At 58.7% G+C, this 25,014-nt stretch carries 21 protein-coding genes, 4 tRNA genes and 1 pseudogene; 10 read left to right on the top strand and 16 right to left on the bottom strand.

The features are described 5' to 3' along the window. Nucleotides 1-145: 145 nt before the first annotated feature. From AB7M22_RS05040 to AB7M22_RS05015, 6 genes and pseudogenes are all read right to left on the bottom strand, one after another. A pseudogene (locus AB7M22_RS05040) lies at nt 146-352 on the bottom strand (short-chain dehydrogenase); the annotation flags it as partial. A gap of 417 nt (nt 353-769) precedes the next feature. Further along, nucleotides 770-1,177, bottom strand: coding sequence for a sel1 repeat family protein (locus tag AB7M22_RS05035; RefSeq protein WP_454185436.1), 408 nt, complete (start codon nt 1,175-1,177; stop codon nt 770-772). Beyond that, a complete protein-coding gene (locus AB7M22_RS05030) occupies nt 1,178-1,549 on the bottom strand; it encodes a hypothetical protein (protein WP_007898892.1) in 372 nt (123 codons plus the stop codon). It abuts the gene before it with no gap. Beyond that, a complete protein-coding gene (locus AB7M22_RS05025) occupies nt 1,546-1,887 on the bottom strand; it encodes a helix-turn-helix domain-containing protein (protein ID WP_008013937.1) in 342 nt (113 codons plus the stop codon). The genes AB7M22_RS05030 and AB7M22_RS05025 overlap by 4 nt, the downstream gene beginning before the upstream one ends. A 111-nt stretch (nt 1,888-1,998) precedes the next feature. Further along, a complete protein-coding gene (locus tag AB7M22_RS05020) occupies nt 1,999-2,454 on the bottom strand; it encodes a YkvA family protein (protein ID WP_008013936.1) in 456 nt (151 codons plus the stop codon). A gap of 294 nt (nt 2,455-2,748) precedes the next feature. After that, nucleotides 2,749-3,462: an FKBP-type peptidyl-prolyl cis-trans isomerase gene (locus AB7M22_RS05015; RefSeq protein ID WP_008013934.1), complete on the bottom strand. Its 714-nt coding sequence runs from the start codon at nt 3,460-3,462 to the stop codon at nt 2,749-2,751. A 269-nt stretch (nt 3,463-3,731) separates the two neighbouring features. Between AB7M22_RS05015 and AB7M22_RS05010 the strand changes: the two genes are divergently transcribed. Then, nucleotides 3,732-5,564: a di-heme-cytochrome C peroxidase gene (locus AB7M22_RS05010; RefSeq protein WP_454185435.1), complete on the top strand. Its 1,833-nt coding sequence runs from the start codon at nt 3,732-3,734 to the stop codon at nt 5,562-5,564. Nucleotides 5,565-5,567: 3 nt separating this feature from the next. Continuing rightward, nucleotides 5,568-6,704, top strand: coding sequence for a catalase family protein (locus AB7M22_RS05005; protein ID WP_454185434.1), 1,137 nt, complete (start codon nt 5,568-5,570; stop codon nt 6,702-6,704). Between the two features lie 275 nt (nt 6,705-6,979). Here AB7M22_RS05005 and AB7M22_RS05000 read toward each other — a convergent pair. The 4 genes from AB7M22_RS05000 to AB7M22_RS04985 all read right to left on the bottom strand — a co-directional run bounded on the left by AB7M22_RS05000 (nt 6,980) and on the right by AB7M22_RS04985 (nt 7,509). Continuing rightward, a tRNA-Asp gene (locus tag AB7M22_RS05000) sits at nt 6,980-7,056 on the bottom strand. 19 nt (nt 7,057-7,075) lie between these two features. Continuing rightward, a tRNA-Val gene (locus AB7M22_RS04995) sits at nt 7,076-7,151 on the bottom strand. Between the two features lie 187 nt (nt 7,152-7,338). Then, nucleotides 7,339-7,415, bottom strand: a tRNA-Asp gene (locus tag AB7M22_RS04990). Nucleotides 7,416-7,433: 18 nt separating this feature from the next. Beyond that, nucleotides 7,434-7,509 (bottom strand) — tRNA-Val (locus tag AB7M22_RS04985). A gap of 160 nt (nt 7,510-7,669) precedes the next feature. Here AB7M22_RS04985 and rdgC point away from each other — a divergent pair. The 3 genes from rdgC (at nt 7,670) to sugE (ending at nt 10,133) form a co-directional block, all read left to right on the top strand. Further along, nucleotides 7,670-8,590, top strand: coding sequence for a recombination-associated protein RdgC (gene rdgC, locus AB7M22_RS04980; protein ID WP_007898901.1), 921 nt, complete (start codon nt 7,670-7,672; stop codon nt 8,588-8,590). Nucleotides 8,591-8,733: 143 nt separating this feature from the next. Then, nucleotides 8,734-9,699 (top strand): bile acid:sodium symporter family protein, encoded by a 966-nt coding sequence (locus AB7M22_RS04975; RefSeq protein ID WP_454185433.1) that lies wholly within the window; start codon nt 8,734-8,736, stop codon nt 9,697-9,699. Between the two features lie 119 nt (nt 9,700-9,818). Next, on the top strand, nt 9,819-10,133 hold the full coding sequence (sugE, locus tag AB7M22_RS04970) for a quaternary ammonium compound efflux SMR transporter SugE (RefSeq protein WP_454185432.1): 315 nt from the start codon (nt 9,819-9,821) through the stop codon (nt 10,131-10,133). A 106-nt stretch (nt 10,134-10,239) separates the two neighbouring features. Here sugE and AB7M22_RS04965 read toward each other — a convergent pair whose 3' ends face one another. The 3 genes from AB7M22_RS04965 to AB7M22_RS04955 form a co-directional block, all read right to left on the bottom strand. Then, a complete protein-coding gene (locus AB7M22_RS04965) occupies nt 10,240-12,114 on the bottom strand; it encodes an MFS transporter (RefSeq protein WP_454185431.1) in 1,875 nt (624 codons plus the stop codon). A gap of 109 nt (nt 12,115-12,223) precedes the next feature. Next, nucleotides 12,224-13,375: a TDT family transporter gene (locus tag AB7M22_RS04960; RefSeq protein WP_454185430.1), complete on the bottom strand. Its 1,152-nt coding sequence runs from the start codon at nt 13,373-13,375 to the stop codon at nt 12,224-12,226. Nucleotides 13,376-13,518: 143 nt separating this feature from the next. Beyond that, a complete protein-coding gene (locus tag AB7M22_RS04955; RefSeq protein ID WP_454185429.1) occupies nt 13,519-14,712 on the bottom strand; it encodes an MFS transporter in 1,194 nt (397 codons plus the stop codon). A gap of 91 nt (nt 14,713-14,803) precedes the next feature. Between AB7M22_RS04955 and AB7M22_RS04950 the strand changes: the two genes are divergently transcribed. Continuing rightward, on the top strand, nt 14,804-15,343 hold the full coding sequence (locus AB7M22_RS04950; protein WP_454185428.1) for a TetR/AcrR family transcriptional regulator: 540 nt from the start codon (nt 14,804-14,806) through the stop codon (nt 15,341-15,343). Between the two features lie 175 nt (nt 15,344-15,518). Further along, nucleotides 15,519-18,989, top strand: coding sequence for a hybrid sensor histidine kinase/response regulator (locus AB7M22_RS04945; RefSeq protein ID WP_454185427.1), 3,471 nt, complete (start codon nt 15,519-15,521; stop codon nt 18,987-18,989). A gap of 117 nt (nt 18,990-19,106) precedes the next feature. Here AB7M22_RS04945 and rmuC read toward each other — a convergent pair whose 3' ends face one another. Both rmuC and AB7M22_RS04935 read right to left on the bottom strand, forming a co-directional pair. After that, nucleotides 19,107-20,471: a DNA recombination protein RmuC gene (rmuC, locus tag AB7M22_RS04940; RefSeq protein WP_162831691.1), complete on the bottom strand. Its 1,365-nt coding sequence runs from the start codon at nt 20,469-20,471 to the stop codon at nt 19,107-19,109. A gap of 175 nt (nt 20,472-20,646) precedes the next feature. Next, nucleotides 20,647-20,970 carry an SEL1-like repeat protein gene (locus tag AB7M22_RS04935; RefSeq protein ID WP_081501309.1) on the bottom strand — a complete coding sequence of 108 codons (324 nt, stop codon included), beginning with the start codon at nt 20,968-20,970 and terminating at the stop codon, nt 20,647-20,649. A 994-nt stretch (nt 20,971-21,964) separates the two neighbouring features. On the opposite strand from AB7M22_RS04935, the gene AB7M22_RS04930 reads away from it, so the two are divergent. From AB7M22_RS04930 to AB7M22_RS04920, 3 genes are all read left to right on the top strand, one after another. Next, on the top strand, nt 21,965-22,189 hold the full coding sequence (locus AB7M22_RS04930) for a hypothetical protein (protein ID WP_007898912.1): 225 nt from the start codon (nt 21,965-21,967) through the stop codon (nt 22,187-22,189). 276 nt (nt 22,190-22,465) lie between these two features. Next, nucleotides 22,466-22,948, top strand: coding sequence for a hypothetical protein (locus tag AB7M22_RS04925; protein WP_008013913.1), 483 nt, complete (start codon nt 22,466-22,468; stop codon nt 22,946-22,948). 146 nt (nt 22,949-23,094) lie between these two features. After that, nucleotides 23,095-24,363 (top strand): OmpP1/FadL family transporter, encoded by a 1,269-nt coding sequence (locus AB7M22_RS04920; RefSeq protein ID WP_454185426.1) that lies wholly within the window; start codon nt 23,095-23,097, stop codon nt 24,361-24,363. A gap of 89 nt (nt 24,364-24,452) precedes the next feature. Here the strand turns inward: AB7M22_RS04920 and AB7M22_RS04915 are convergent, their stop codons facing one another. Next, nucleotides 24,453-25,004: a glutathione peroxidase gene (locus AB7M22_RS04915; RefSeq protein ID WP_454185425.1), complete on the bottom strand. Its 552-nt coding sequence runs from the start codon at nt 25,002-25,004 to the stop codon at nt 24,453-24,455. Nucleotides 25,005-25,014: the final 10 nt, after the last annotated feature.

Raw genomic sequence — 25,014 nt, 5'->3', positions numbered from 1 at the left:
CGTGGCTTGCCCGCGAAGAACGATGACACGTAATACCTGAAAAACCGCGGCGCATTCTTCGCGGGCAAGCCACGCTCCCACAGGATATTCGCTTAACTTACCTACATTGGAGCAGACTCCCTCCGCCACAAAAAACTGCTCGGCGCTAATCCGAAGACCGAGCCCGCAACCGCCGCCCAATCACATCCAGCACATCACACCCATCGCGCAGTGGAATGGCGCAGAGCAAGGCAAAGTCGCTGAGTATCGTCGAATCACACTCGACCGAGCCGCGCATGGACAGATTCTCAAGCACTTGGGAATTGGAGCCGCCAGAAATCACTTCCACGCAATAGGTGGCGGCTGTACGCAGGTGTGGAAGACCAGGACGTTAGGCACCTGGCGCACTCGAAAGCGCCCCGCGCACAGCCACCATAAAACACAGACGATAAAAAAACGCCGAACTGGTGGCGCTTGATGCGCCTAACGATAGAAGGGCTTCCACGCCCTGTCACTGAATTTGCAGTGACAACCCCAAGACTATCGATGGAGCGTATCGCGCACCAGTTCATGCAAACCGCTACAACTTGAAGGAAATCTCCGATGGATCTACCCGGCAATAAACGCGCGAGACTTTGCGGGGGATAGATCAGGAAAGAAGTCAGGAAAGGATGATGTTGATGTAGGGTAATTCGCCAATGATCACTCCATTAATCAACAAGCAGGCAGAAACGCAAACGTGGCGGGAGGTTGCCCTCACGCCACGTTCATTTGTCAGACACTTAATTGCTTAATCCGCAGAACCGCGGGACGCCAACTCTTTCAATTTGAGTTCGGCCAGCGGATGCCCGGCCTTCGCTGCCATTTCCCACCAGCGAGCCGCTTCCACCGGATCCGGCGCCTTGCTCGGCGTCCCCGCGAGGCAGATCACGCCAACCTGATACGCCGCCTTGCCATCCCCCGCCAACGCGGCCAGGCGCAGTAATCTCACACCCTCCTCGCGTGCCCCAAGACCGACACCGCGAAAGGTCAGAATGTGGCCATAGAAGCTCTGGGCGCCGACATCACCCAGGTTCGCCATGCGCGCGAACTGGCCCTCGAGCCAACTCCAGCCTCGCGGCTGACGCACAAACCACGACCAGTGGAACAACCGGCGGGCCAGCCAGTAACTGGCCTGCGCCTTGAGTCGTAAAAACACTCAGGCTTCCGCCGACTCGGGGTATTCGTATTCGAACACCCGCACCACTTCCGAGGCATGCCAGGACGCGGCAGCCACGCCATCGGACGGTCCGGAGAAGCGCCCGAGGCGCTCGACACACTCGAAGAAGCCGGTGCGCGGCAAGCGACTCGCGCCCTGGCTGATCACCAGCGAGCTGCGCAACGGCTGCTCGGCTCTGGCATCCAGCGCGGCCAGGTGCTCAAGGGCTGCGGTCAAGGTTTGCATGGCCGGCGTGGGTAGCTGCAAACGCTCCAGCAACGCCCGATAAGTCAAAAGATGGCGCTGACGACGCGCCTGATCCAGCTCCCCCAGCAATCCGTCCCAATGTTGACGACTGATGCGTACGCTCACGATTCATCCCTCCATCCTGGCACCGTCAATTCCCAGGCGAGGCTGCGGCGAATAGCAGCGTCAGGTTGACGCTCACCGCTTTCGATCAAGGCGAGATATGACGGGCTGATGCCTACCGTGCGGGCCAGCGCCTCAATGGCGATGCCCTTCCCTTCGCGCAAATTGCGTAGTTGATCCAGACCCGGAAGAATCTGGTCTGGTGCCGCCGCGGGAGGCACTGTGGCCTCGTGCGATGGTTGTTGCTTGATGCCTGCTGCTTTCAGTAGAGCCTGATACTGAGCCCATGGCAGAACCGCATATTCGGGTTCGCCTTCGCGTGTAATTATCTGAATATCCATGACTACCCCGTAGGACAACGACACTTAGCGAGTCGGCGCTTTTCCCTAGAAGTGTAATCCTAACAGCGGCCAAGGTCGCGGGGGTATGAATATGGATGATCCTGAATCGGTTCAGGTTTTTTTCGGGCCCTGAAGTTGCAGTTGTTCCGGGGTATCGGGCAGGCGTTCGACCACTGCGAGCTTTTCCGGCAGCTGACGCTTGCGCCAGGCACGGAAGGCGTTGAGTTCGTCATCGAGAACTTTCATCAACCAGGCCAGTACGGCAATGTCGTCGAGCATGCCGAATACCGGGATGAAATCCGGGATCGCATCCACCGGGCTCAGGAAATACATCAGGCCGGCCACCACCGAGACCAGTGCTTTGGGGCTGATGGCCCGGTACTCGCCACGCCAGTAGGCCAGGCAGAGTGCCTGTAACAAACGCAGATCATCTTTGAGTTTACCCAGGCGATTGCCCTGGCTCGCGCCTTTACTGGCAACAGCGAACAGCAGGGTCGGCAAACGACCACGGGCGAGCAGGCGTCCGGCCAGAGGCAGAAAACGAGCGAAATTCCAGGGTGCTTTCATCATTTTCTCCCACTGAAATGTTATCCACACAAATTGTGGATAACCTTGTGAACAGAGCTGCATTTCATCGCTGAAAGCCCCGTTTCATAAGGGCCTGACTCAGATCGGGCGTTTTTTACTCACATAAAAAAACCCAAGATTTCATTGACTTGGCGCCTTAGCCCGTCTAGCTCTGGCGTCCTCACTGGCTATGACTCCAGCGTACCGCATCCGTTCGCTTTGTTTACCTTCGCTGAACGCCAGATGCAACAACGCCCCGCATAAGCGAGGCGTTGTTTTAAGAGCAGACGCTGATTACTTGGTAGCGTCTTGTTTTGCTGGATCCTTGATGGCCAGCAGCTCCAGGTCGAATACCAGCACCGAGTTGGCTGGAATCGCCGGGCTTGGGCTTTGGGCGCCGTAAGCCAGTTCGCTAGGGATGTACAGTTTGTACTTCTCGCCAACGTGCATCAGTTGCAGGCCTTCGACCCAACCCGGAATCACACCGCTGACCGGCAGATCGATCGGGCTGCCGCGCTCGACGGAGCTGTCGAAAACGGTGCCGTTGGTCAGTTTACCGGTGTAGTGAACAGTCACTACGTCGGTCGGCTTGGGCTGAGCGCCATCGGCCTTCTGGACCACTTCGTATTGCAGGCCGGAAGCGGTGGTGGTGACACCGGCTTTCTTACCGTTCTCTTCGAGGAATTTCTTGCCGGCGGCTGCCGACTCTTCGCTCATCTTGGCCAAACGCTCTTCAGCACGCTTTTGCAGTGCTGCGAAGGCTTCAACCAGTTCTTCATCCTTCAGCTTCTGTTCTTTCTTGCCGACGGCATCTTCGATGCCTTGGGCCACGGCTTTGGAATCCAGGTCATCCATGCCTTCCTGAGCCAGGCTTTTGCCCATGTTCAGGCCGATACCGTAGGAAGCTTTTTGCGCCGGGGTTTTCAGCTCTACGCTGGTCTGCGAATCACAACCCGCAAGTACCAGGCCAACCAGGGCCACCGCCGCCGCCAACCGATGCTGTTTCATGCTATTTCCTTGTTCATGCGCCTAAAGGGCAATCGAGTAAAGCCGCGAGCTTATCAGGCCGCCACGACCAATGGCTACCGGCATGAGAGCAGGAAACGCCTGATAAGTTCAGGTGTTTAAACGCATTTCGGCAATAGATGGATGAAGCTTCTGTCATCTGCCTCCCACAGACTCGGGTGCCGGTTCCCACAGCCTCTGGCGTAATGGCCTCTTGCCGCACCTCATCAGCTGAGGCATAAGAGAACTACAAATTGACAAGGATGTTTATCTTGCGCCTCATATTCCGTTTGCTGATGCTGATCGCAGTACTGCTGGGGCTTGGCCTCGCCGTGGTGCTGTACTATGTCGCCAACCCGAAATTGCCAGCCTGGTCACCGGCGCAACAGGTGAATTACCTGGAGCAATGGAGCGCCGCCGACCGCCAGGCTTACTATTTCACGCCCCAGGGTACCCAGGTCAAAGGCTTGCGCTATGACTGGTTCAACGCCCTGGAACTGCCCTTCTCGCAGCGCCGATTCGCCGCTCCCGAATACCTCGCACGCTTTGGTTTTCTGATCGACCCGAGCCAGAAAGCCACGCCGAACAACCCTGGCAACCTGCCCGTCGGTTTTGCCCGTCATCAAAACCCCGGCAGCCAGGACGAGTATCTGGACATCACCTGCGCCGCCTGCCACACCGGCGAATTACGCTTCAATGGCCAAGCCGTGCGCATCGACGGCGGCTCGGCCCAGCATGTATTGCCGTCCAGCGTTCCGACCCTGCGTGGCGGCAGCTTCGGCCAGGCACTGGTGGCCAGCCTCGCCTCGACTTACTACAACCCCTGGAAATTCGAACGTTTCGCCCGCAACGTTCTGGGTCAGGACTACGACGCACGGCATCAACAGCTACGCCAGGATTTTAAAGTCTCACTCGATACCTTCTTGAAAGTGGCCTGGAACGACACCCATCGCGGCCTCTACCCCACCGAAGAAGGCCCCGGCCGCACCGACGCCTTCGGGCGCATTGCCAACGCCAGCTTCGGCGACGCGATTTCACCCGCCAACTACCGCGTGGCCAACGCTCCGGTGGACTACCCGCAACTGTGGGACATGTGGACCTTCGACTGGGTGCAGTGGAACGGTTCGGCGCAGCAACCGATGGCCCGTAATATCGGCGAAGCCTTGGGTGTGGGCGCCACACTGAATTTCTTCGACAGCAGCGGGCAGCCGCTCAAGGGCGACGACCGTTACCCGTCCAGCGTCCGGGTACGCGATCTGCACCGGATCGAGCAAACCCTGCAGCGACTCAAACCGCCCGCCTGGCCGGAGTCACTACTAGGCAACATCGACAAGCCCCTGGCCGCAAAAGGCCGCGAACTGTTCGCTGAAAATTGCGCCGGGTGTCATGTACCCCGCGTCTCCCAAAACGATGGCAGAGCAGTGCAGCATCTGAAATTGCTGCCCGTGGAGTTGATTGGCACAGACGCCGGCGCCGCCAACAACATCGCCGATCATCGCTTCGATTTGACGGCCTTGCAGTGGGATCCGGCAGAGCTTGCTCAACTGGACGTACAACTGCATCCCAAACCCACAGAACCCTTGGATATGAGCCAGTTGTCAGTGGCCAAGGGACTCGCTTATGTCACTGCTTTCGTGAGCAAGCAGGCCTACCGCGAAGCCAATGTGACACCCGCAGAGCGCCCGAACCTGGACGGATTCGGCCTGCCGATCGGTGTTCAAGAGTTGCGTAGCTACAAAGCCCGACCATTGGCGGGCGTCTGGGCCACGCCGCCGTTTTTGCACAACGGTTCGGTACCGAGCCTTTATCAATTGCTCTCGCCACAAAGTGAACGCGCGACCACGTTCTACAAAGGCACCTTCGAATACGACCCTAAACACTTGGGTTATCGCACCGAAGCCTTCACCAACGGTTTTGTGTTCGACACGCGCATTACCGGCAATCACAACAGCGGCCACGAGTTCCGCGCAGGCGAGCGCGGTAACGGAGTAATTGGTCGCCTGTTGCAACCGGAGGAACGCTGGGCGCTGCTGGAATACCTGAAAGTATTGGGTGGCCCGATGGAGTCGCAATTGCCAGACCGCCGCCTCAGTCAAAAGGATTGACCCATGCTGATCACTCTCTGGTTGCGCCTGGGCGCCTTCCTCGGCAAAACCCTGCTGTGCTTGTTGGGTCTGGGCCTGCTCGGCTGGGCGCTGATCATGGCCTGGTCCGCCTGGCAGCATCGCGGCCCGGTATCGGCTGAAGAACTGATTCCGGACGGCGAAGCGGCAATGACCCAGGAGATCATCCAGACGGCCGTGCGAATCGTCGATCAACACCGCGAAAATACCCGCTACCTGCGCGATGCCCATGCCAAAGCCCACGGTTGCGTGAAGGCCGAGGTTCAGGTGCTGCCGGATCTGGCGATGGCGTTACGTCAAGGTGTGTTCAGCGAACCTGGCAAAACCTGGCAAGCGACAATGCGGCTGTCCAACGGCAATGCGTATCCACAGTTCGACAGCATCCGCGATGCCCGGGGCATGGCGATCAAACTGTTCGATGTGCCTGGTAAACAGTTGCTGAGTGACCGGCAAGGGCGCAGCGAACAGGATTTCGTGATGTTCAACCATCCGAACTTCTTTGTCAGCGATGTCGCCGAGTATCGTCAGAATGTGGCCGCTCAGGCTGACGGCAAAAAGGTCATGGCGTTCTTCCCGGGTTGGGACCCGCGCACCTGGCAGGTTCGCCATCTGTTTATTGCGCTGGCGACGCTCTCCCCTGCCCCGACAAGCCCGACGCAGACCACTTACTTTTCGGTTTCGCCGTACAAATTTGGTGAGGCCAACGCCAAATTCCGGGTGATGCCGGATCCTGATAGCTGCCCGGCCTACGCGCTGCCCACGCAAAATCAAAACCTGCCGAATTTCCTGCGCAGTGCGCTGAACCAGCAGCTGTCGACCGATCGGGTGCCGGCCTGTTTCGTTCTACAGATCCAGCGTCAGGATGCGGGCAAGTACATGCCGATCGAAGACACCAGTATCGAGTGGAACGAAAGCGACGCGCCCTTCGAAACCGTGGCCCGGATCAAACTGCCTGCCCAGGATTTCGACACCCCGGCGCTGAACCTGCAATGCGACAACCAATCGTTCAACCCATGGTTCGGCCTTGAAGCCCATAGGCCGATTGGCGGGATCAACCGGTTACGCAAAGCGGTGTACGAGGCCGTCAGCGACTACCGGCACAGTCGTAACGCCGAACAATAAAGCGACCTGTTCGGGTAATGCCAGTCAAGCGCAATCCATGTGGGAGCGGGCTTGCCCGCGATGACGGCAGCACATTCATAATTGATGCGTCAGACAGGTCGCTATCGCGGGCAAGCCCGCTCCCACAGGTTCCGCGCTTAACTGACCAGTATTGACCTGTACGGGTCGCTTTTTCAGTGGAAGGCCAGCACAAAGCCAAATCCCAGACGGCAAAAAGCCCGCATTAAGCGGGCTTTCTGTGGTGATCTGGCGTTCAGCGTTCCAGATACCGAATATGGCGCAGCGGACGGGACTCGAACCCGCGACCCCCGGCGTGACAGGCCGGTATTCTAACCGACTGAACTACCGCTGCGCGTAGCGTTGAAAGTAAGTGGTGGGTGATGACGGGATCGAACCGCCGACATTCTGCTTGTAAGGCAGACGCTCTCCCAGCTGAGCTAATCACCCTTTACCTTCGTTGCGGGGCGCATTGTGCCACAGATTTTCATAAAGTGTTGATTTAATTGATAAAAAATCAAAAAATCTGAAGACCGGTAAAACGACACACCCAGCAGGAACCTCAGGCAGAAAAAAACCCGCGTTAGCGGGCTTTTTCCGTGGTGACCTGGCGTTCAGCGTTCCAGGTTACCGAATATGGCGCAGCGGACGGGACTCGAACCCGCGACCCCCGGCGTGACAGGCCGGTATTCTAACCGACTGAACTACCGCTGCGCGTAACACTAAAGCGAATGGTGGGTGATGACGGGATCGAACCGCCGACATTCTGCTTGTAAGGCAGACGCTCTCCCAGCTGAGCTAATCACCCTTCACTTTCGGTGTGGCGCGCATTCTACGTAGCGACCCAACCTCTGGCAAGCACTTTTTAAATTAATTTTCTCAGGCCTTCCAAAGGCTTAGAGAAGGGTTGGCCTATGGCACACGGAGGACAATAATGCCCCCCTTTGTATAAAGGAGAGACTCACCCCATGTGGTTCAAAAACCTGCTTATCTATCGCCTGACCCAAGATCTGCCTTTTGATGCCGAGGCGTTGGAAACTGCACTGGCCACCAAACTGGCGCGTCCATGTGCAAGCCAGGAGTTGACCACCTACGGTTTCGTCGCGCCATTCGGCAAGGGCGAAGACGCGCCGCTGGTGCACATCAGCGGCGACTTCTTGCTGATCGCCGCCCGTAAGGAAGAACGCATTCTGCCGGGCAGTGTCGTGCGTGATGCGGTGAAGGAAAAGGTCGAAGAGATCGAAGCCGAACAAATGCGCAAGGTCTACAAAAAGGAACGCGATCAGATCAAGGATGAAATCATCCAGGCCTTCCTGCCCCGCGCCTTTATCCGTCGCTCGTCGACCTTCGCCGCCATCGCGCCGAAACAGGGCCTGATCCTGGTTAACTCGGCTAGCCCGAAACGTGCCGAAGACCTGCTGTCTACCCTGCGCGAAGTGATCGGCTCGCTGCCAGTGCGTCCGCTGACGGTGAAGATGTCGCCGACCGCCACCATGACCGAGTGGGTCACCACCCAGAAAGCCGCGGATGATTTCTTCGTGCTCGACGAGTGCGAACTGCGCGATACCCACGAAGACGGCGGCATCGTGCGCTGCAAGCGTCAGGACCTGACCAGCGAAGAAATCCAGCTGCACCTGAGCACCGGCAAAGTGGTCACTCAACTGTCGCTGGCCTGGCAGGACAAACTGTCGTTCGTGCTTGACGACAAAATGGTGGTCAAGCGCCTGAAGTTCGAAGACCTGCTGCAAGATCAGGCGGAACAGGACGGTGGCGACGAAGCCCTGGGCCAATTGGACGCCAGCTTCACCCTGATGATGCTGACCTTCGGCGACTTCCTGCCGGCGATGGTTGAAGCGTTGGGTGGTGAAGAGACCCCGCAAGGTATTTAAAGGCTTGTGATGTCTACTGTGGGAGCGAGCCTGCTCGCGATAGCGGAGTTTCAGTCAACATCATTGTTGAATGTCAGCCCCTCATCGCGAGCAGGCTCGCTCCCACATTGGTTTTGTGGTGCTACTTAAACAAGGATCAGGCCATGCGCGCACTGGCTGCATTGAGTCGTTTTGTCGGCAACACCTTCGCTTACTGGGTACTGGTTTTCGCCGTCGTGGCGTTTGTGCAACCGACCTGGTTCATCGGCTTGAAAGGCGCCATCGTGCCGCTGCTGGGGCTGGTGATGTTCGGCATGGGCCTGACCCTCAAGCTCGAAGACTTCGCCGAAGTCGCTCGCCATCCGTGGCGTGTGGCTTTGGGCGTGGTCGCCCATTTCGTGATCATGCCCGGTGTGGCGTGGTTGCTCTGCCAGGTTTTCCACCTGCCGCCAGAGATTGCTGTCGGGGTGATTCTGGTCGGTTGCTGCCCAAGCGGCACCTCGTCGAACGTGATGACCTGGCTGGCCCGTGGCGATCTGGCGTTATCGGTGGCTATTGCCGCCGTCACCACCCTCCTCGCTCCGTTGCTGACGCCGGCGCTGATCTGGCTGCTGGCCTCGGCCTGGTTGCCGGTGTCGTTCATGGAGCTGTTCTGGTCGATCCTGCAAGTCGTGCTGCTGCCGATCGTGCTTGGCGTGGTTGCCCAGCGCGTACTCGGTGATCGGGTTCGTCACGCGGTGGATGTATTGCCGCTGGTGTCGGTGGTGAGCATCGTGATCATCGTCACCGCCGTGGTGGCCGCCAGCCAGGCGAAGATTGCCGAATCCGGCCTGCTGATCATGGCCGTGGTGATGTTGCACAACAGCTTCGGCTACTTGTTGGGTTACTTCACCGGGCGCCTGTTCAACCTGCCACTGGCCCAGCGCAAATCCCTGGCACTGGAAGTCGGCATGCAGAACTCCGGCCTGGGCGCGGCCCTGGCCAGTGCGCACTTCTCGCCGCTGGCGGCGGTGCCAAGTGCGTTGTTCAGCGTCTGGCACAACATTTCCGGGGCGCTGCTCTCGACGTATTTCCGTCGTATGAGCGAGAAAGAAGACCGGCAAATCGCTGCTCAGCAGGCGGTGGATTAAGCCGAAAACTTGATCCTCGGGTTAATGATGGGCACTCTATTGCGCAACGCGAGGACGACCTCGCGGCTCGATCGAATCATTAATCCGGGGACGACCCCATCCATCGATGGAGGTCTCTGATGTCCTGGATCATTCTGTTTTTCGCTGGCCTGTTCGAAGTCGGTTGGGCCGTCGGCCTGAAATACACCGACGGTTTCAGCCGCCCTCTTCCTACCGCACTGACCATTGCCGCCATGGCGATCAGCCTTGGCCTGCTGGGCCTTGCCATGAAGGAATTGCCGCTGGGCACGGCCTATGCGATCTGGACTGGCGTGGGTGCGGTGGGTACGGTGATCGCCGGGATCATTTTGTTTGGTGAATCCATGGCGTTGTTCAGACTCGTCAGTGTGGCGTTGATTATTGCCGGGTTGATTGGGCTCAAGGTTAGCGCTTAGGCCTCTACCGTCTTCGCGGGCAAGCCTCGCTCCTACAGGGGTTGGTGGTGTGTCCTCAACCTGTAGGAGCGAGGCTTGCCCGCGAAGAGGCCCGCCCGATTAACGACTACCTGACGGCCCCACGCAATTCCCCCACCAACCCTTGCAATGTCGCCGGCTCAGCCACTTCAACGGCCACCGCCGGCCCCGCCACCAGGGTCACCCGCGACCACAACCGACGAAACATCCCCTTGTTCGGATCACGGCTGAAGAAACTCCCCCACAACCCCTGCAACGCCAGCGGTATCACCGGCACCGGCGTTTCTTCGAGAATCCGCGTCAGCCCGCCCTTGAACTCGTTGATCTCGCCATCGGCGGTCAACTTGCCTTCAGGGAAAATGCACACCAACTCGCCGTCCTTCAAATACTGGGCGATGCGGGTGAAGGCTTTTTCGTAGATCTGAATGTCTTCCTGACGCCCGGCAATCGGAATCGTCCCCGCCGTGCGGAAGATGAAGTTCAGCACCGGCAGATTGTAGATTTTGTAATACATCACAAAGCGAATCGGCCGACGCACTGCACCGCCAATCAGCAAGGCATCGACGAACGACACATGGTTGCAAACCAGCAATGCCGCGCCTTCATCGGGAATCAGCTCCAGATTGCGATGTTCGACGCGATACATGGAATGGCCGAGCAGCCAGATCATGAAGCGCATGCTGAACTCGGGGACGATTTTGAAGATGTAGGCGTTGACGCCGATGTTCAGCAGCGACACCACCAGGAACAGCTGCGGGATCGACAGCTTGGCAATGCTCAGCAAGACGATCGACACAATCGCCGACACCACCATGAACAGGGCGTTAAGAATGTTGTTGGCGGCGATCACCCGTGCCCGCTCATTCTCGGCGGTGCGCGACTGGATCAGCGCATACAGCGGCACGATGTAGAAACCGCCGAAGACCCCAAGCCCGAGGATGTCGATCAACACCAGCCAGGTGTGACCGAACCCCAGCACTTCGATCCAGCCATGGCCGGTAATGCTGTCCGGAATTCCGCCGGAATGCCACCACAGCAACAGGCCAAACACCGTCAGACCGAATGAGCCGAACGGCACCAGGCCAATCTCGACTTTGCGCCCGGACAATTTCTCACAGAGCATCGAGCCCAATGCGATACCGACCGAGAACACCGTAAGAATCAGCGTCACCACGGTCTCGTCGCCGTGCATCCATTCCTTGGCATACGCCGGGATTTGCGTCAGATAAATCGCCCCGACAAACCAGAACCATGAGTTGCCGACGATCGAACGCGATACCGCAGGGGTTTGTCCGAGACCCAGTTTCAAGGTGGCCCAGGACTGACTGAAGATGTTCCAGTTCAAACGCATTTCCGGCGATGCCGCTGCGGCCCGGGGAATACTGCGGCTGGCCAGGTAACCGAGCACTGCGATCCCGATGATTGCCGCGGACACGACCGGTGCGTAATTGCTGGCGGACATCATGATCCCGGCACCAATGGTCCCGGCGAGAATCGCCAGGAAGGTGCCCATTTCCACCAGGCCGTTGCCACCCACCAGTTCTTCTTCGCGCAAGGCCTGCGGCAGGATCGAGTACTTCACCGGCCCGAACAGCGCCGAGTGGGTGCCCATGGCAAACAGCGCCAGCAGCATCAGCGACAGGTGATCGAACATGAAACCGACTGCACCCACCGTCATGATGACGATTTCCCCGAGCTTGATCAGACGGATCAGCGCGTCCTTGGCGAACTTTTCCCCGAATTGCCCGGCCAGGGCCGAGAACAGGAAAAACGGCAAGATAAACAGCAACGCACACAAGTTGACCCAGATCGAACGGTCACCCTCGATGGTCAGCTTGTACAAAATGGCGAGGATCAGCGACTGCTTGAATATGTTGTCGTTGAAGGCCCCAAGGGACTGCGTGACAAAAAACGGCAGGAAGCGCCGAGTGCGAAGCAAGGTGAACTGCGAGGGGTGACTCATCTTCCATGTGTCCCTGATTTTGGGTAGCTGATTTTGGGTAGCGAGTGGCATGAATACTGTTTTGGAGTGGAACGTCGATCCAGGCCACAGATTACCCAATCTTTGCCGGTTATTTCTTTAATCCTGCAATGCACGGCGAAACAAACAACTCACCCCGCCATGCGCCCTGCACCGTGCGTTTGGCGACAATCAGCCACATCACCGCCAACAACGCCACCAACACACAGCCAAAGACACTGAAAAACGTCAGGTGCAACGTGCTCGCAAGTTTCAACGTCGCCAAAGAATAGACGCCCAACGGAAAGGTGAAGCCCCACCAGCCGAGATTGAACGGGATACCGGCGCGCAAGTAACGGACAGTGATCAACAGCGCCATCAGCATCCACCAGAACCCGAAGCCCCACAGCGTAATGCCGGCCACCAAGCCAAGCCCCGCAGCGATCTCTCCGATGCCCGGCAAACCGTTGGCGGCGAAGATCGCTGGCGCATCAGCCCCCAACAGCAACATGCCCAGCGCACCGGTGCCAATCGGCCCAAGGGCCAGCCAGCTCGAGGCGGCCATATTTTCGTGGGGCAATTTATGCAACGCCATGCGCAGCAACAGGATGGTCAGAATGCTGAACGCCACCGGCAGGGAAAAGGCCCAGAGCACGTAGCTGGTCACCAACACCACCAGTTGTGAATGAGCGTCGGCCAGGTGCGGCGCCAGCAAACCGCCGCTGACAGCCGCCACTTCCGCCGCCACCACCGGCAACAGCCAGACGGCGGTCATCTGGTCGATGCTGTGTTCCTGGCGGGTAAACATCATGTAGGGAATCAATACGCCGCAGGCCAGCGACATCGCCACATCCAGCCACCACAGTACTTCGGCGAGATGAATCACGCCGTCACCCCAGCGCGGCAGACCGAACAACAGAAAGCCGTTGATGATGGTCGCAAGACCCATGGGAATGGTGCCGAAAAACATCGAAACCGTGGAGTGTCCAAAAATCCGCCGCGCCTCGTCGAAGAACATGACCCAACGCGCGGCGTACATGGCCGTGAACAGAACAAACAGCACAATATTGAACAGCCACAGGCCTTCGGCAAACGCATGCAGACCGGGATTCGACACCGGCAATTGCGCAAGGGCCAGTGCCAATACACCCGTGCCCATGGTCGCCGCGAACCAGTTGGGGGTGAATTGACGGATGGCCTCTCGAGGGTGCTGCAAATGACTGAGCGGTTTGATACCGGGTTTAACGCTATGGGTGCAGGTCATGATGATCTCCTGTCCTCTGGTGAGGTGGAGTTCATGATAGATCCGAATCGAATATCGATATAACGTGTAATATCTCTAACTGTTATCTGTTTTGCAGATATGGCATCAGACGCTGCCTTCGGTCTCGGTGCCAAGGCCAACAGTCATCGAACATCAACGCCACAGACTTTGACAGTCTGCACACGCATCAACCCGACCAGCGCACCAAGCGATAGAATGATCAGCACTGCGCCATAACCATCGGTGGTTGCCACCAAGCCAAAGGTCCGCGTCAGACTACCGGCCAGCAACGACGGCAAACAGAACGCCAGGTAACTGAGTACATAAAACGCCGACATCAGCCCCGCCCGCTCATGAGGCAAGGCCAGCGGCACAATGCTTCGCAAGGCACCCAGGAAACCCGCTCCAAAACCGCCGCCCGCCACCAGAGTGCCGAAGAAAAACAACGGCAGGCTGGCGCTGTGTACCGCCAGCAGAATCAGCGCAACGCCCGCAGGCAGCAGGCTCGCGCCCAACAGCAAGACTTTGTCGGCCGGCCGATTGCGCAAGGTGTAGATCATCAAGGCGCCGGTCACCGTCAACACGGCCACCGTAGCCCCACCAATCAGATTCGAGGTGGACCCGGTGGCGGTCCGCACCAGAGACGGCGCCAAAGAAGCGAAAAAACCACCGAGCGCCCACACCGCCAGATCTATCGGCAGCACTCGCCACAGCATCCGCCGCGCCTGAATCGGCACATGCAGGGTCGGGCGTAGCGAGACCCAGGCACCCGGTTGTCGAGTGACGCTTTCCGGCAGGCGCCAGACATACAGCGCTTGCATCACAAACAGCGCGAACAGCACCCAATAGGTCAATTGCAGCGGCAGCGGCGCAAACTCGGCCAACACGCCGCAGCCCATGGCTCCCAGCGCCATGCCCAGCAACGGCGCGACACTGTTGACCATCGGCCCTTGCTGACGGTCGGTGTCCAGCAGCGCCGCACTCAAAACGGCGGTGGCCATGCCCGTGGCAAAACCCTGCAGGACCCGCGCACTGATCAGCCAGGCGACGCTGTCGGCGTTGATAAACAGCAACATCGCCAGCATGTTCAGCAATACGGCGGTAAAAATCACCGGTTTGCGCCCCAGATAATCCGAAAGCGAACCGACCGTGAGCAACGCCGCCAGCAAGCTGAGGGCGTAGACGCCGAAAATCAGGGTCAGGGTCGCTGCCGAGAACTGCAGGTGTTCTTGATACAAGTGATACAACGGCGTTGGCGCGGTGGAAGCGGCGAGAAAACTGAGTAAGGTGATCGCCAGAAACCACAGGCTGGAACGGTTTGACGTTAGACGGGACATAAGCACACTCCGCAAAAGCTAACTTTTTGCTTTTGCGGAGTGTGCTACTGGTAAACGCTTAAAGCAAATTCTTTGTGTTAAGGTCCGCCGTATGGCTATTAAAGAAGGTTTACGTCCTGGTGGCCGCAGCGCCAGGGTGCAAGAGTCGATTCACTCGGCAGTCCGCGCACTCCTCGAAGAACAGGATCGCGCCAGCGTGACGGTGCCGCAAATTGCTGCACGGGCCGGGGTGACGCCGTCGACCATTTACCGGCGCTGGGGTGATCTGTCAGCGCTGCTGGCCGACGTCGCCCTCGCCCGCATGCGCCCCGACAGCGAGCCGGCCAACACCGGCAGCCTGCGCGGTGACGTGCTGGCCTGGGCGGAGCAGTATCTGGACGAGATGAGTTCCGAGCCCGGGCGCAACATGATGCGCGATGTGCAATCCAGCGCCACGCCGGGCTATTGCGTGACGATCATTGGCGGGCAGTTGCAGACGATTCTGGATCGCTATCCCGAGCAGCCGAAGCCGAGTGCCGATCGACTGATCAATATGGTGGTGGCGCCGACGGTGTTTCGCATCCTGTTTGCGATGCAGTCGCTGGAGGTTGAAGAGTTGCATCGGTTGATTGATATTGCGTTGAATCAGTAACCGCCATCGCGAGCCTGCTCGCGATGAAGGCCGCACAGACACCAAAGATCTGACGGCCTCCCAACCTGCGACACCCCGCCACGCCACGACCTTGGTCGACACTGACTAACTCAAGCGGTCATGCGAGACTGTCCTGACCGGGCGCAGTCCCGGAGGTCTTTTGTCTGGAGTTCCCATGTCGCTGTCCATCGGGCTGATCGCCACCGTCGCCCTGGCCTATATGGCTATCCTGTTCGCTATCGCCTTTTACGGTGACCGGCGCAGCGCGCCGTTGCCGCCAGGGGTACGTGCCTGGGTGTACAGCCTGTCGCTGGCCGTTTATTGCACCAGCTGGACATTCTTTGGAGCCGTGGGCCAGGCGGCCGAACAACTCTGGTCATTCCTGCCGATCTACCTCGGGCCGATCCTGCTGCTGGTGTGCGCGCCGTGGGTCCTGCAAAAAATGGTGATGATCAGCAAGCAGGAAAACATCACCTCCATCGCCGACTTCATCGCCGCCCGCTACGGTAAATCCCAGTCGCTGGCGGTCGTGGTGGCACTGATCTGCCTGGTCGGCGTATTGCCCTACATCGCCTTGCAGCTCAAGGGCATCGTGCTGGGCGTGAACCTGCTGATCGGTGCCGGCGCTGACGCCATGGGCACGCGCGCGCAAGACACGGCGCTGATCGTGTCGCTGGTGCTGGCGCTGTTCACCATCGTTTTCGGTACCCGCAACCTCGACGCCACAGAACACCACCGCGGCATGGTGCTGGCGATTGCCTTTGAATCGCTGGTCAAGCTGTTCGCTTTTCTCGCGGTTGGCGCATTCGTGACCTACGGCTTGTACGACGGATTCGACGACCTGTTCGACCAGGCCATGCTCGCCCCGCGCCTCGAAGCGTACTGGAAAGAAACTATCAATTGGCCTTCCATGGTGGTGCAAACCGGCGTGGCGATGATGGCAATCATCTGCCTGCCCCGGCAGTTCCATGTGACCGTAGTGGAAAACATCGATCCTCAGGATCTGCGTTTGGCCAAGTGGGTGTTCCCGGCCTATCTGGCGCTGGCAGCGCTGTTTGTCGTGCCGATCGCGCTGGCCGGTCAGATGTTGTTGCCCAGTTCGGTGCTGCCGGACTCATTTGTCATCAGCCTGCCTCTGGCCCAATCTCACCCTGCTCTGGCGATGCTGGCGTTTATCGGCGGCGCTTCGGCGGCGACCGGTATGGTGATCGTGGCCAGCGTCGCGCTGTCGACCATGCTTTCCAACGACATGTTGCTGCCTTGGTTACTGCGGCGTAATAACGCCGAGCGGCCGTTCGAAGTGTTCCGTCAGTGGATGCTTTCGGTGCGCCGGGTGAGCATCGTGGTCATTCTGCTGCTGGCCTACGTCAGTTATCGACTGCTGGGCTCCACCGCGAGCCTGGCGACCATTGGCCAGATCGCCTTCGCCGCCGTGACCCAACTGGCCCCGGCCATGCTCGGCGCGCTGTATTGGAAACAGGCTAACCGTCGAGGGGTATTCGCGGGGCTAGCCGCTGGGACGTTCCTCTGGTTTTACACTCTGGTGTTGCCGATCGCCGCCAAAAGCCTCGGCTTGCCCCTGAGCAGTTTTCCGGGGCTGGCATGGCTACAAGGCAACCCGTTGAACCTGCCGATCACGCCGCTGACGCAAGGCGTGGTGCTGTCCCTGGCGGGCAACTTCACCTTGTTCGCCTGGGTCTCGGTGCTGTCGCGCACGCGGGTTTCAGAGCACTGGCAGGCCGGCCGCTTCATCGGCCAGGAAATCAGCGCCCGCCCGAGCGCCCGTTCGATGCTGGCGGTACAGATCAATGACTTGCAGCAACTGGCCGCCCGTTTTGTCGGCGAAGAGCGGGCTCGTCAGAGTTTCCTTCGTTTCGCCTACCGTCAGGGCAAAGGCTTCAACCCGAACCAGAACGCGGACGGTGAATGGATCGCCCATACCGAACGCTTGCTGGCCGGTGTACTCGGCGCATCTTCGACCCGGGCGGTGGTAAAAGCCGCGATTGAAGGTCGGGAAATGCAACTCGAGGATGTCGTGCGGATCGCCGACGAAACCTCGGAAGTGCTGCAGTTCAACCGCGCCCTGCTGCAAGGCGCCATCGAGAACATCACCCAGGGCATCAGCGTGGTCGACCAGTCGCTGAAACTGGTGGCCTGGAACCGGCGCTACCTTGAGTTATTCAACTACCCCGACGGTTTGATCAGCGTTGGCCGGCCGATTGCCGACATCATTCGCTACAACGCTGAGCGCGGTCTGTGCGGGCCCGGCGAAGCGGAAGTGCACGTCGCCCGTCGCTTGCACTGGATGCGTCAGGGCCGCGCCCATACCTCCGAGCGGCTGTTCCCCAATGGTCGAGTGATCGAGCTGATCGGTAACCCGATGCCGGGCGGCGGTTTCGTCATGAGCTTCACCGACATCACCGCGTTCCGCGAGGCCGAGCAGGCGCTGACCGAAGCGAACGAAGGCCTCGAGCAACGGGTCACCGAACGGACCCACGAGCTGTCGCAACTCAACGTTGCCCTGACCGAAGCCAAGGGCACCGCCGAATCGGCCAACCAGTCGAAAACCCGTTTCCTGGCTGCCGTCAGCCATGACTTGATGCAACCGCTGAACGCTGCGCGACTGTTCTCTGCCGCGCTCTCCCATCAGGAAGACAGTTTGTCCAGTGAAGCCCAAAAGCTGGTTCATCACCTGGACAGTTCACTGCGCTCGGCCGAGGACCTGATCAGCGACCTGCTGGACATTTCTCGCTTGGAAAACGGCAAGATCAACCCTGATCGCAAGCCCTTCGCGCTCAATGAGTTGTTCCATACGCTAGGCGCCGAGTTCAAGGCACTGGCTCAGGAACAGGGATTGAAATTCCGCGTCAGGGGCAGCGCGCTGCGCGTCGACAGCGACATCAAACTGCTGCGACGGATCTTGCAGAACTTCCTGACCAATGCTTTCCGCTATGCCAAAGGGCCGGTGCTGCTGGGCGTTCGGCGGCGCAACGGCGAGCTGTGCCTGGAGGTTTGGGACCGTGGACCGGGTATTCCGGAAGATAAACTGCAGGTGATTTTCGAAGAGTTCAAACGCCTCGACAGCCACCAGACCCGAGCCGAGAAAGGCCTGGGCTTGGGCCTGGCGATTGCCGATGGACTGTGTCGTGTGCTGGGCCACACCTTGCGCGTGCGTTCCTGGCCGGGTCGCGGCAGCGTGTTCAGCGTCAGCGTGCCACTGGCTCGGGTACAAACCACGACGCCGGCCAAAGTGGCCGAACTCAATGGCCATTTGCTCGGTGGCGCGCAGGTGCTGTGTATCGATAACGAAGACAGCATTTTAATCGGTATGAATAGTTTGCTCACCCGCTGGGGTTGCCAGGTCTGGACCGCGCGCAACCGCGATGAATGCGCGACGCTGCTCGGCGACGGGGTGCGTCCGCAATTGGCGCTGGTGGATTACCACCTGGACGATGGCGAGACCGGAACCGAGTTGATGGCGTGGTTGCGCACGCAACTGGGCGAGCCGGTGCCGGGGGTGGTGATCAGTGCAGATGGACGGCCGGAGACGGTGGCCCAGGTGCATGCGGCGGGCCTGGATTACCTGGCCAAACCGGTGAAACCGGCGGCGTTGCGGGCGTTGTTGAGTCGGCATTTACCGTTGTAGGGTGATGATTGAGGTCTGTGTTGCCTTCGAAAAGATCGCAGCCTTCGGCAGCTCCTACAGAATCGGGTTTGCACGCAGTCAATGTAGGAGCTGCCGAAGGCTGCGATCTTTTGCTCTTTACTCCGGCAACTCGGCCAAGCCATCGACATCGGTCATCGCCCGCTCCAGCAGGTCCGCCGGCAAGCTCTTGCTGGCCCGCGCTCCGAGCAACTTGAGCTGTTCGCTGCGACTGACCAGGTTGCCACGGCCTTCTGTCAGCTTGTTGCGTGCGTTGCTGTAAGCCTTGTCCAGTTGCTGCAAGCGATTGCCGACCTCGTCCAAATCCTGAATAAACAACACGAACTTGTCGTACAGCCAGCCGGCGCGCTCGGCGATTTCCCGGGCGTTCTGGCTCTGGCGCTCCTGCTTCCACAGACTGTCGATGACCCGCAAGGTGGCCAGTAGCGTGGTCGGGCTGACGATCACGATATTGCGGTCGAATGCCTCCTGAAACAACGTCGGCTCAGCCTGCAACGCCGCGGAAAACGCCGCTTCGATCGGGACGAAAAGCAGCACGAAATCCAGGCTGTGCAAGCCGTCGAGCCGCTTGTAGTCCTTGCCGGCCAGGCCTTTGACGTGATTGCGCAGGGACAGCACGTGCTGCTTGATGGCGATCTGGCCGATGGCATCGTCCTCGGCCGCCACATATTGCTGATAGGCCGTGAGGCTGACCTTGGAATCGACCACGACCTGCTTGTCGCCGGGCAGGTAAATAATCACATCCGGCTGGAAACGCTCACCGTCCGGCCCCTTGAGATTGACCTGGGTCTGGTACTCACGCCCCTTCTCCAGGCCTGCATGCTCAAGCACCCGCTCGAGAATCAGCTCGCCCCAGTTGCCTTGGGTTTTCTGCCCTTTCAAGGCTCGCGTCAGGTTGGTGGCTTCGTCGCTCAGGCGCAGGTTCAGTTGTTGCAGCCGTTCCAGTTCCTTGGCCAGGGAAAAGCGCTCGCGAGCTTCAGCCTGATAGCTTTCCTCGACGCGTTTTTCGAACGACTGGATACGTTCCTTCAACGGATCGAGCAACTGCCCCAAACGCTGTTGGCTGGTTTCGGCAAAACGTTGCTCACGTTCGTCAAAGATCTTGCCCGCCAGCTCGGCGAATTGCGCGCGCAGTTCGTCCCGCGAGCCTTGCAGGTCGTTGAGGCGCTGCTGATGGCTTTCCTGCTGCTCACGCAGTTCGGCGTTAAGGGAAGCGGCCTGAGCGTCGAGGCGACGCAACTCAGCCTCTTTGCCGGCGCGTTCGATGTTCCAGGCGTGGGCCGCGTCGCGGGCGTCGTCGCGTTCGATCTGCAGCAGTTCGACTTCACGGCGCACGGCGGCCAGATCGGCCTGTTTGGCGGCGTTGGCTTGGCTCAGGTCGGCGATTTCATCACGGCAAGTGTCAAGCTGAGCATTCAAGCCGTCCTGCGTCAGTTGGGCGATGGCAAGGCGCTCCTCCAGCAGCGCCAGCTCGGCCTGCCCCGCACTCGCTCGACGCTGAAGTTGCCAGGCCAGCACCAGTAACGGCAGCCCAGCGCCCGCCAGCCCCAGCAATGCGCTGGTCAAGTCCATCGCCATAGCCACTCCTGCCGATTAGATAAAGCGTGAAGGTTAACCAAGGCGTCAGGTCTTGGACAGCTCAGTCTTCGGTCAGGCCCAGTTCCTGTTGCGCGCGTCGGTCGCCCGCACGCGCGGCCTGACGCAACAGCTCCTGGCCAATGCGGCGATCCAGGGCATTACCGCATTCGCGGCACATCAACTGGCCGAGACGGCTTTGCGCGGCCACCACGCCTTCACGGGCAGGCTGCTTGAGCAAGCGTCCGGCGAAGTGTTTGACGTTGGAGTTTTCGCCCAGGCGCGGGCTGTCCAGCAGCCACTCGGCCACGCGCATCGAAAAGCGCTTGGGTGGGGTAACACTGGGAGGGGTTGGGGTAGCGGAGACTGATACTGAGCGAAACTTCATAAAGCACTGTGGGGCAGATCGGAAGGCGCGCCACTCTACTCTTTTTTTCGCATAGGTAAAGTCGAAAAAAGCCTGCACGCCCGTCCTAGAGCAAGCGCTTGGGACAATCCACAGAAGCTGTGGATAACTCAGTGGACAACCGCCTTTGAACTCGCGCAAAGCCGTGTGGGATGGGGCTCGCAGTCAAACTGACGATTTTTTCACCAGTAAAAAAAAGCGATGTTTTTCATTGACTTAAATTTTCATTACAGGCACCCACTCCCATTGAGGCGAGGATGACAGTGGGATGACAGTTCGCGCAACTTATGTGCACAAGTACCTGCGAGCCGGTTATATCGATGCGCTTTTTCGGCGCGTTTTTAGGTAAGGTCTGGGGATAAACCCAAGGCAACCCGCGCTACAGATTGATCCTGGCTCGATCGTCCTCTCGGATCAACGGTCGGGTTCTGGGCCATTACGGGGCGCAGGCTCTGCCGGTGGCACTTCCAATCGCTCAGCCGGGACTGGTCCGCAGGCACTCCAACGATCTTTTTTTGCAAACAGACTTCCCTTCGGTAATTCAATCCGTTAGTATCCGCGGCGTTAGTACCAAGCTGAAAGTCAATTCTGGTCGAACAAATCCCCCCGGTCAGCCTTCTCCAAGAGAAGCCTCCACCGACAAAGCGGGATCGGCCACCTCGATGGTTTCCAGGTAAATCTACGCCAACACAGCCTTTGAATCGAAAGCAAAGGGTGTTGCGAAGCTCACTTACTCTGACCGAACCAGCCTGCAAATTGATCAGGATCTTCACCCCGGGCCCAGAACCTTTGCCCTTGATGTGTTGCCTGCCCTCCTAAGTACCTACCTGCCAGCCCAAGCGCGCCAATTTATCAGCGCTTCAAACTGGCTGCTTTGTTCCAGTCGGGTTCTTCGTTCGACCAATGGTGGTCGTCGTCACTGGAACGTTTTAACTTTGCACGGTTCTTATCCGTGTCGCTTGTAGGAACACCAATTATGTCTACTCAAATCCACACTCAGGATGCCATCCGCACCCTAACCAACGCTTTTGCTCCAATGAACTGCCTGATCATGGCCGCTCGCAAAGGCTGCTTCAGCTTCACTCTGGTCAACGAACACGGCATCGCTCGTCACAGCGAACGCCTGTACCCGGATCAATATTCCAGCGCAGAACCGCTGCAGGCTGTGATCGAGCGTACTCGCCAGGCACTGGTTGCCTGAGACGCCAGAAAGGTTGAAAACCTCAAAAGCCCTGCTGAAAAGCGGGGCTTTTTATTGCCCGATATTTCTCATTTCGTGGCCTGCGGCTAAGCACCAACCGATATAACGGTTATAACTCGAAGCCGGAAATATTTTAAAAACAGTCCTTTACAGCGAAATAATGACACTACACTTCAACTCAAGCGGCTTGGTCCGCTTCCGGCGAGCCTGAATCGATCCACTGCTGCCAAGGCCCCCTTCAGGTGTCGCCGACCCACTTCATGTTTCGAGGGTTTTATGGGTATCGCTGCCAGCGAACTGTGTCGTTATGTGATCCGTCCGACATTGATCTACCTCGGACGCCATAGCGCAACTGCCGAATCCCTGCTGCTGGGCATTGCCGCCAGTCAGTCAGCCCTTGGGTCAGCCTTGCATGACCGCCGTGGACACGGCCTGTATCGAATCGCCGAGCCTCGCCACCAAGCCCTGTGGGATCACTATTTGGCCCTGGACCCGGATCGGGCGAGCCTAGTCCGCGGCCTGGCCAGCCAACATGCTTTTCTAAGCGGCCCGCACCTGGAATTGACCGTCAACCTGCGTTACGCCACCGCCATCGCCTGGCTGCTGATAGAAGAACAGAACACTCCCCTCCCCGCCTCCGACGACCTGTTGGGAATGGCCCGAATCTGGCGCCAGACTTTCCAGCCCCAAGGCCGTCTGCGAGATTTCACCTACGCCTGGCAAACCTGTGTTTCATCGTTGAATCAGGTCGCCTGCTGACCCACCCGTTTCCGAAGATCGCACAACTTGTCGCGATTTTGGTCGGATTGTCCTACAAAACCGCTCTAAATCAAGCGATACAGGCTATAGCGCCCGGACGAAAATGTTGGTAATTTTCGCCCCGGTGATCACCAGGAGTTCTAATAATGAAAAAAGTAATGCTCAAAACCACCCTTAGCCTCGCCGTTGCCATGGCATCCACCCAAATCTTCGCAAGTGGCTTTGCCCTCAACGAACAAAGCATCAGCGGGATGGGGACAGGTTTTGCCGGGCGATCTTCATCTGCCGACGACGCATCTACAGTTTTTGGTAACCCTGCCGGCATGTCTCGCCTCAAGCGCGAACAAGTGACCGGTGGTGTTGCATTTATCGACGCGCACGCTGATATCAGTGATGCGAGCTCCAGACCGAATAGTGGCACCAACAAAGGTGACATGGTCCCTTTCATGGGCGTGCCCATGGGCTACTACGTGAAGCCAATCGATGACCACTGGGCATTCGGTTTCGGCGTCTACGCGCCATTCGGCCTGGTGACCGACTACGAGAACGGCTTCGCCGGCAAATACTTCGGCAGCAAGAGCGAAGTAAAAATCGTAACCCTGCAGCCAACCGTCAGCTACGCCTTCAACGACAAGGTGTCGATCGGTTTCGGTCCGACCATCAACCGCATTGACGGCACCCTGGAATCGAACCTGTCGCTGAACCCGCGCGCAGCGGACGGTAACGTCAAGATCAAGGGTGACGACACCGCGTTGGGTTACAACATCGGTATCCTGGTTCAAGCCACCGACAGCACTCGCGTCGGCCTGACCTACCACTCGAAAGTGAAGTACAAGCTCGAGGGTGACACCAAGGTCAATTACAACCTCCTGGGTGCCCTTGGTCAGAACCCGAACCAGAAGTACGACGCATCGCTGGACATCACCACGCCTGAGTCGGTCGACTTCTCGGTTACTCACCAGCTGGACGACAAATGGACTCTCTACGCAGGCAGCACCTGGACTCGCTGGAGCCGCCTGAAAGAAATCACCGTTGAGAACAGTGGCGTTCCTGCTGCCCTGAACGGCCGGTTTGGCACCATCACCGAAGAACAGAACTGGCATGACACCTGGGCTCACGCCATCGGCGCTTCGTACCAGTTGAACAAACAATGGGTCCTGCGTACCGGTCTGTCTGTCGACCAGGCACCGACCAATAACGAAAACCGTTCCCCACGCATCCCGACTGGCGATCGCAAGATTTTCAGCCTTGGCGCTGGCTGGAGCCCGACCGACGACCTGACCATCGACGTAGCGTACTCGTACCTGCGCGAAGAGTCGGTCAAGATCAACAACAGCAACGGCCGCCAAACCTATAACGCCAAGTATGAAAACTGGGCGAACGGTTTCGGTGTAGGCGCAACCTACCGTTTCTGATGATTCTCGGCGAGCTTGACTCCCTGCTCGCCTGAATTGAAAAAGCCCCGCACTCTTGTACAGAGGCGGGGCTTTTTAGTGCGCGTCGATCAGGGTTTCGAAGCGAGAGCTTTCTCCACCGCCTCGATGAACTCGGGATTGTCAGGCTTGGTCAGGCTGGAGAAACTGGCGATCACCTTGCCTTGGCGATCGACCACGTACTTGTAGAAATTCCACTTCGGCGAACTGCTTTGTTCAGCGAGAACCTTGAACAAATGCGTTGCATCATCGCCCCGGACTTTCTGTGGCTCGGTCATGGTGAAGGTGACGCCGTAGTTCACGTAACAGACCTTGGCAGTCTCTGCGCCATCTTTAGACTCTTGTTTGAAATCATTGGATGGAACACCAACCACCTCAAGCCCTTGATCCTTGTAACGCTGATACAGCGCCTCAAGGCCTTTGAACTGCGGGGCGAAGCCACAGAAGCTCGCGGTATTGACCACCACCAGCGGCTTGCCGGCGAAGCGCTGGCACAGATCGATGGATTCCTTGGCACGCAGTTTGGGCAATGAGCCTTGTAACAACTCCGGGCATTCTGCCGCCTGGACCAACCCGGTAAAAACCGTCAGCAACGCGGGAACTGCAAGCCAGCGCATCAGCATGTCGGTGCAT

The organism is Pseudomonas sp. ADAK2 TE3594, assembly GCF_053628675.1.
The sequence above is the reverse complement of the archived record's forward strand: the minus strand, read 5'-3'. Positions and strand labels throughout refer to the sequence as shown.

What these genes read in the sequence shown, in the direction of transcription:
- AB7M22_RS05020 (WP_008013936.1), bottom strand. Translation starts at nt 2,454, where the DNA reads ATGAAAGCACCCTGGAATTTCGCTCGTTTTCTGCCTCTGGCCGGACGC.
- AB7M22_RS04920 (WP_454185426.1), top strand. Translation starts at nt 23,095, where the DNA reads ATGAAAAAAGTAATGCTCAAAACCACCCTTAGCCTCGCCGTTGCCATG.
- AB7M22_RS04960 (WP_454185430.1), bottom strand. Translation starts at nt 13,375, where the DNA reads ATGACCTGCACCCATAGCGTTAAACCCGGTATCAAACCGCTCAGTCAT.
- sugE (WP_454185432.1), top strand. Translation starts at nt 9,819, where the DNA reads ATGTCCTGGATCATTCTGTTTTTCGCTGGCCTGTTCGAAGTCGGTTGG.
- AB7M22_RS05025 (WP_008013937.1), bottom strand. Translation starts at nt 1,887, where the DNA reads ATGGATATTCAGATAATTACACGCGAAGGCGAACCCGAATATGCGGTT.
- AB7M22_RS04975 (WP_454185433.1), top strand. Translation starts at nt 8,734, where the DNA reads ATGCGCGCACTGGCTGCATTGAGTCGTTTTGTCGGCAACACCTTCGCT.
- AB7M22_RS04965 (WP_454185431.1), bottom strand. Translation starts at nt 12,114, where the DNA reads ATGAGTCACCCCTCGCAGTTCACCTTGCTTCGCACTCGGCGCTTCCTG.
- AB7M22_RS05015 (WP_008013934.1), bottom strand. Translation starts at nt 3,462, where the DNA reads ATGAAACAGCATCGGTTGGCGGCGGCGGTGGCCCTGGTTGGCCTGGTA.
- AB7M22_RS04945 (WP_454185427.1), top strand. Translation starts at nt 15,519, where the DNA reads ATGTCGCTGTCCATCGGGCTGATCGCCACCGTCGCCCTGGCCTATATG.
- AB7M22_RS04915 (WP_454185425.1), bottom strand. Translation starts at nt 25,004, where the DNA reads ATGCTGATGCGCTGGCTTGCAGTTCCCGCGTTGCTGACGGTTTTTACC.
- AB7M22_RS04955 (WP_454185429.1), bottom strand. Translation starts at nt 14,712, where the DNA reads ATGTCCCGTCTAACGTCAAACCGTTCCAGCCTGTGGTTTCTGGCGATC.
- AB7M22_RS04935 (WP_081501309.1), bottom strand. Translation starts at nt 20,970, where the DNA reads ATGAAGTTTCGCTCAGTATCAGTCTCCGCTACCCCAACCCCTCCCAGT.
- AB7M22_RS04925 (WP_008013913.1), top strand. Translation starts at nt 22,466, where the DNA reads ATGGGTATCGCTGCCAGCGAACTGTGTCGTTATGTGATCCGTCCGACA.
- rdgC (WP_007898901.1), top strand. Translation starts at nt 7,670, where the DNA reads ATGTGGTTCAAAAACCTGCTTATCTATCGCCTGACCCAAGATCTGCCT.
- AB7M22_RS05005 (WP_454185434.1), top strand. Translation starts at nt 5,568, where the DNA reads ATGCTGATCACTCTCTGGTTGCGCCTGGGCGCCTTCCTCGGCAAAACC.
- AB7M22_RS04930 (WP_007898912.1), top strand. Translation starts at nt 21,965, where the DNA reads ATGTCTACTCAAATCCACACTCAGGATGCCATCCGCACCCTAACCAAC.
- AB7M22_RS04950 (WP_454185428.1), top strand. Translation starts at nt 14,804, where the DNA reads ATGGCTATTAAAGAAGGTTTACGTCCTGGTGGCCGCAGCGCCAGGGTG.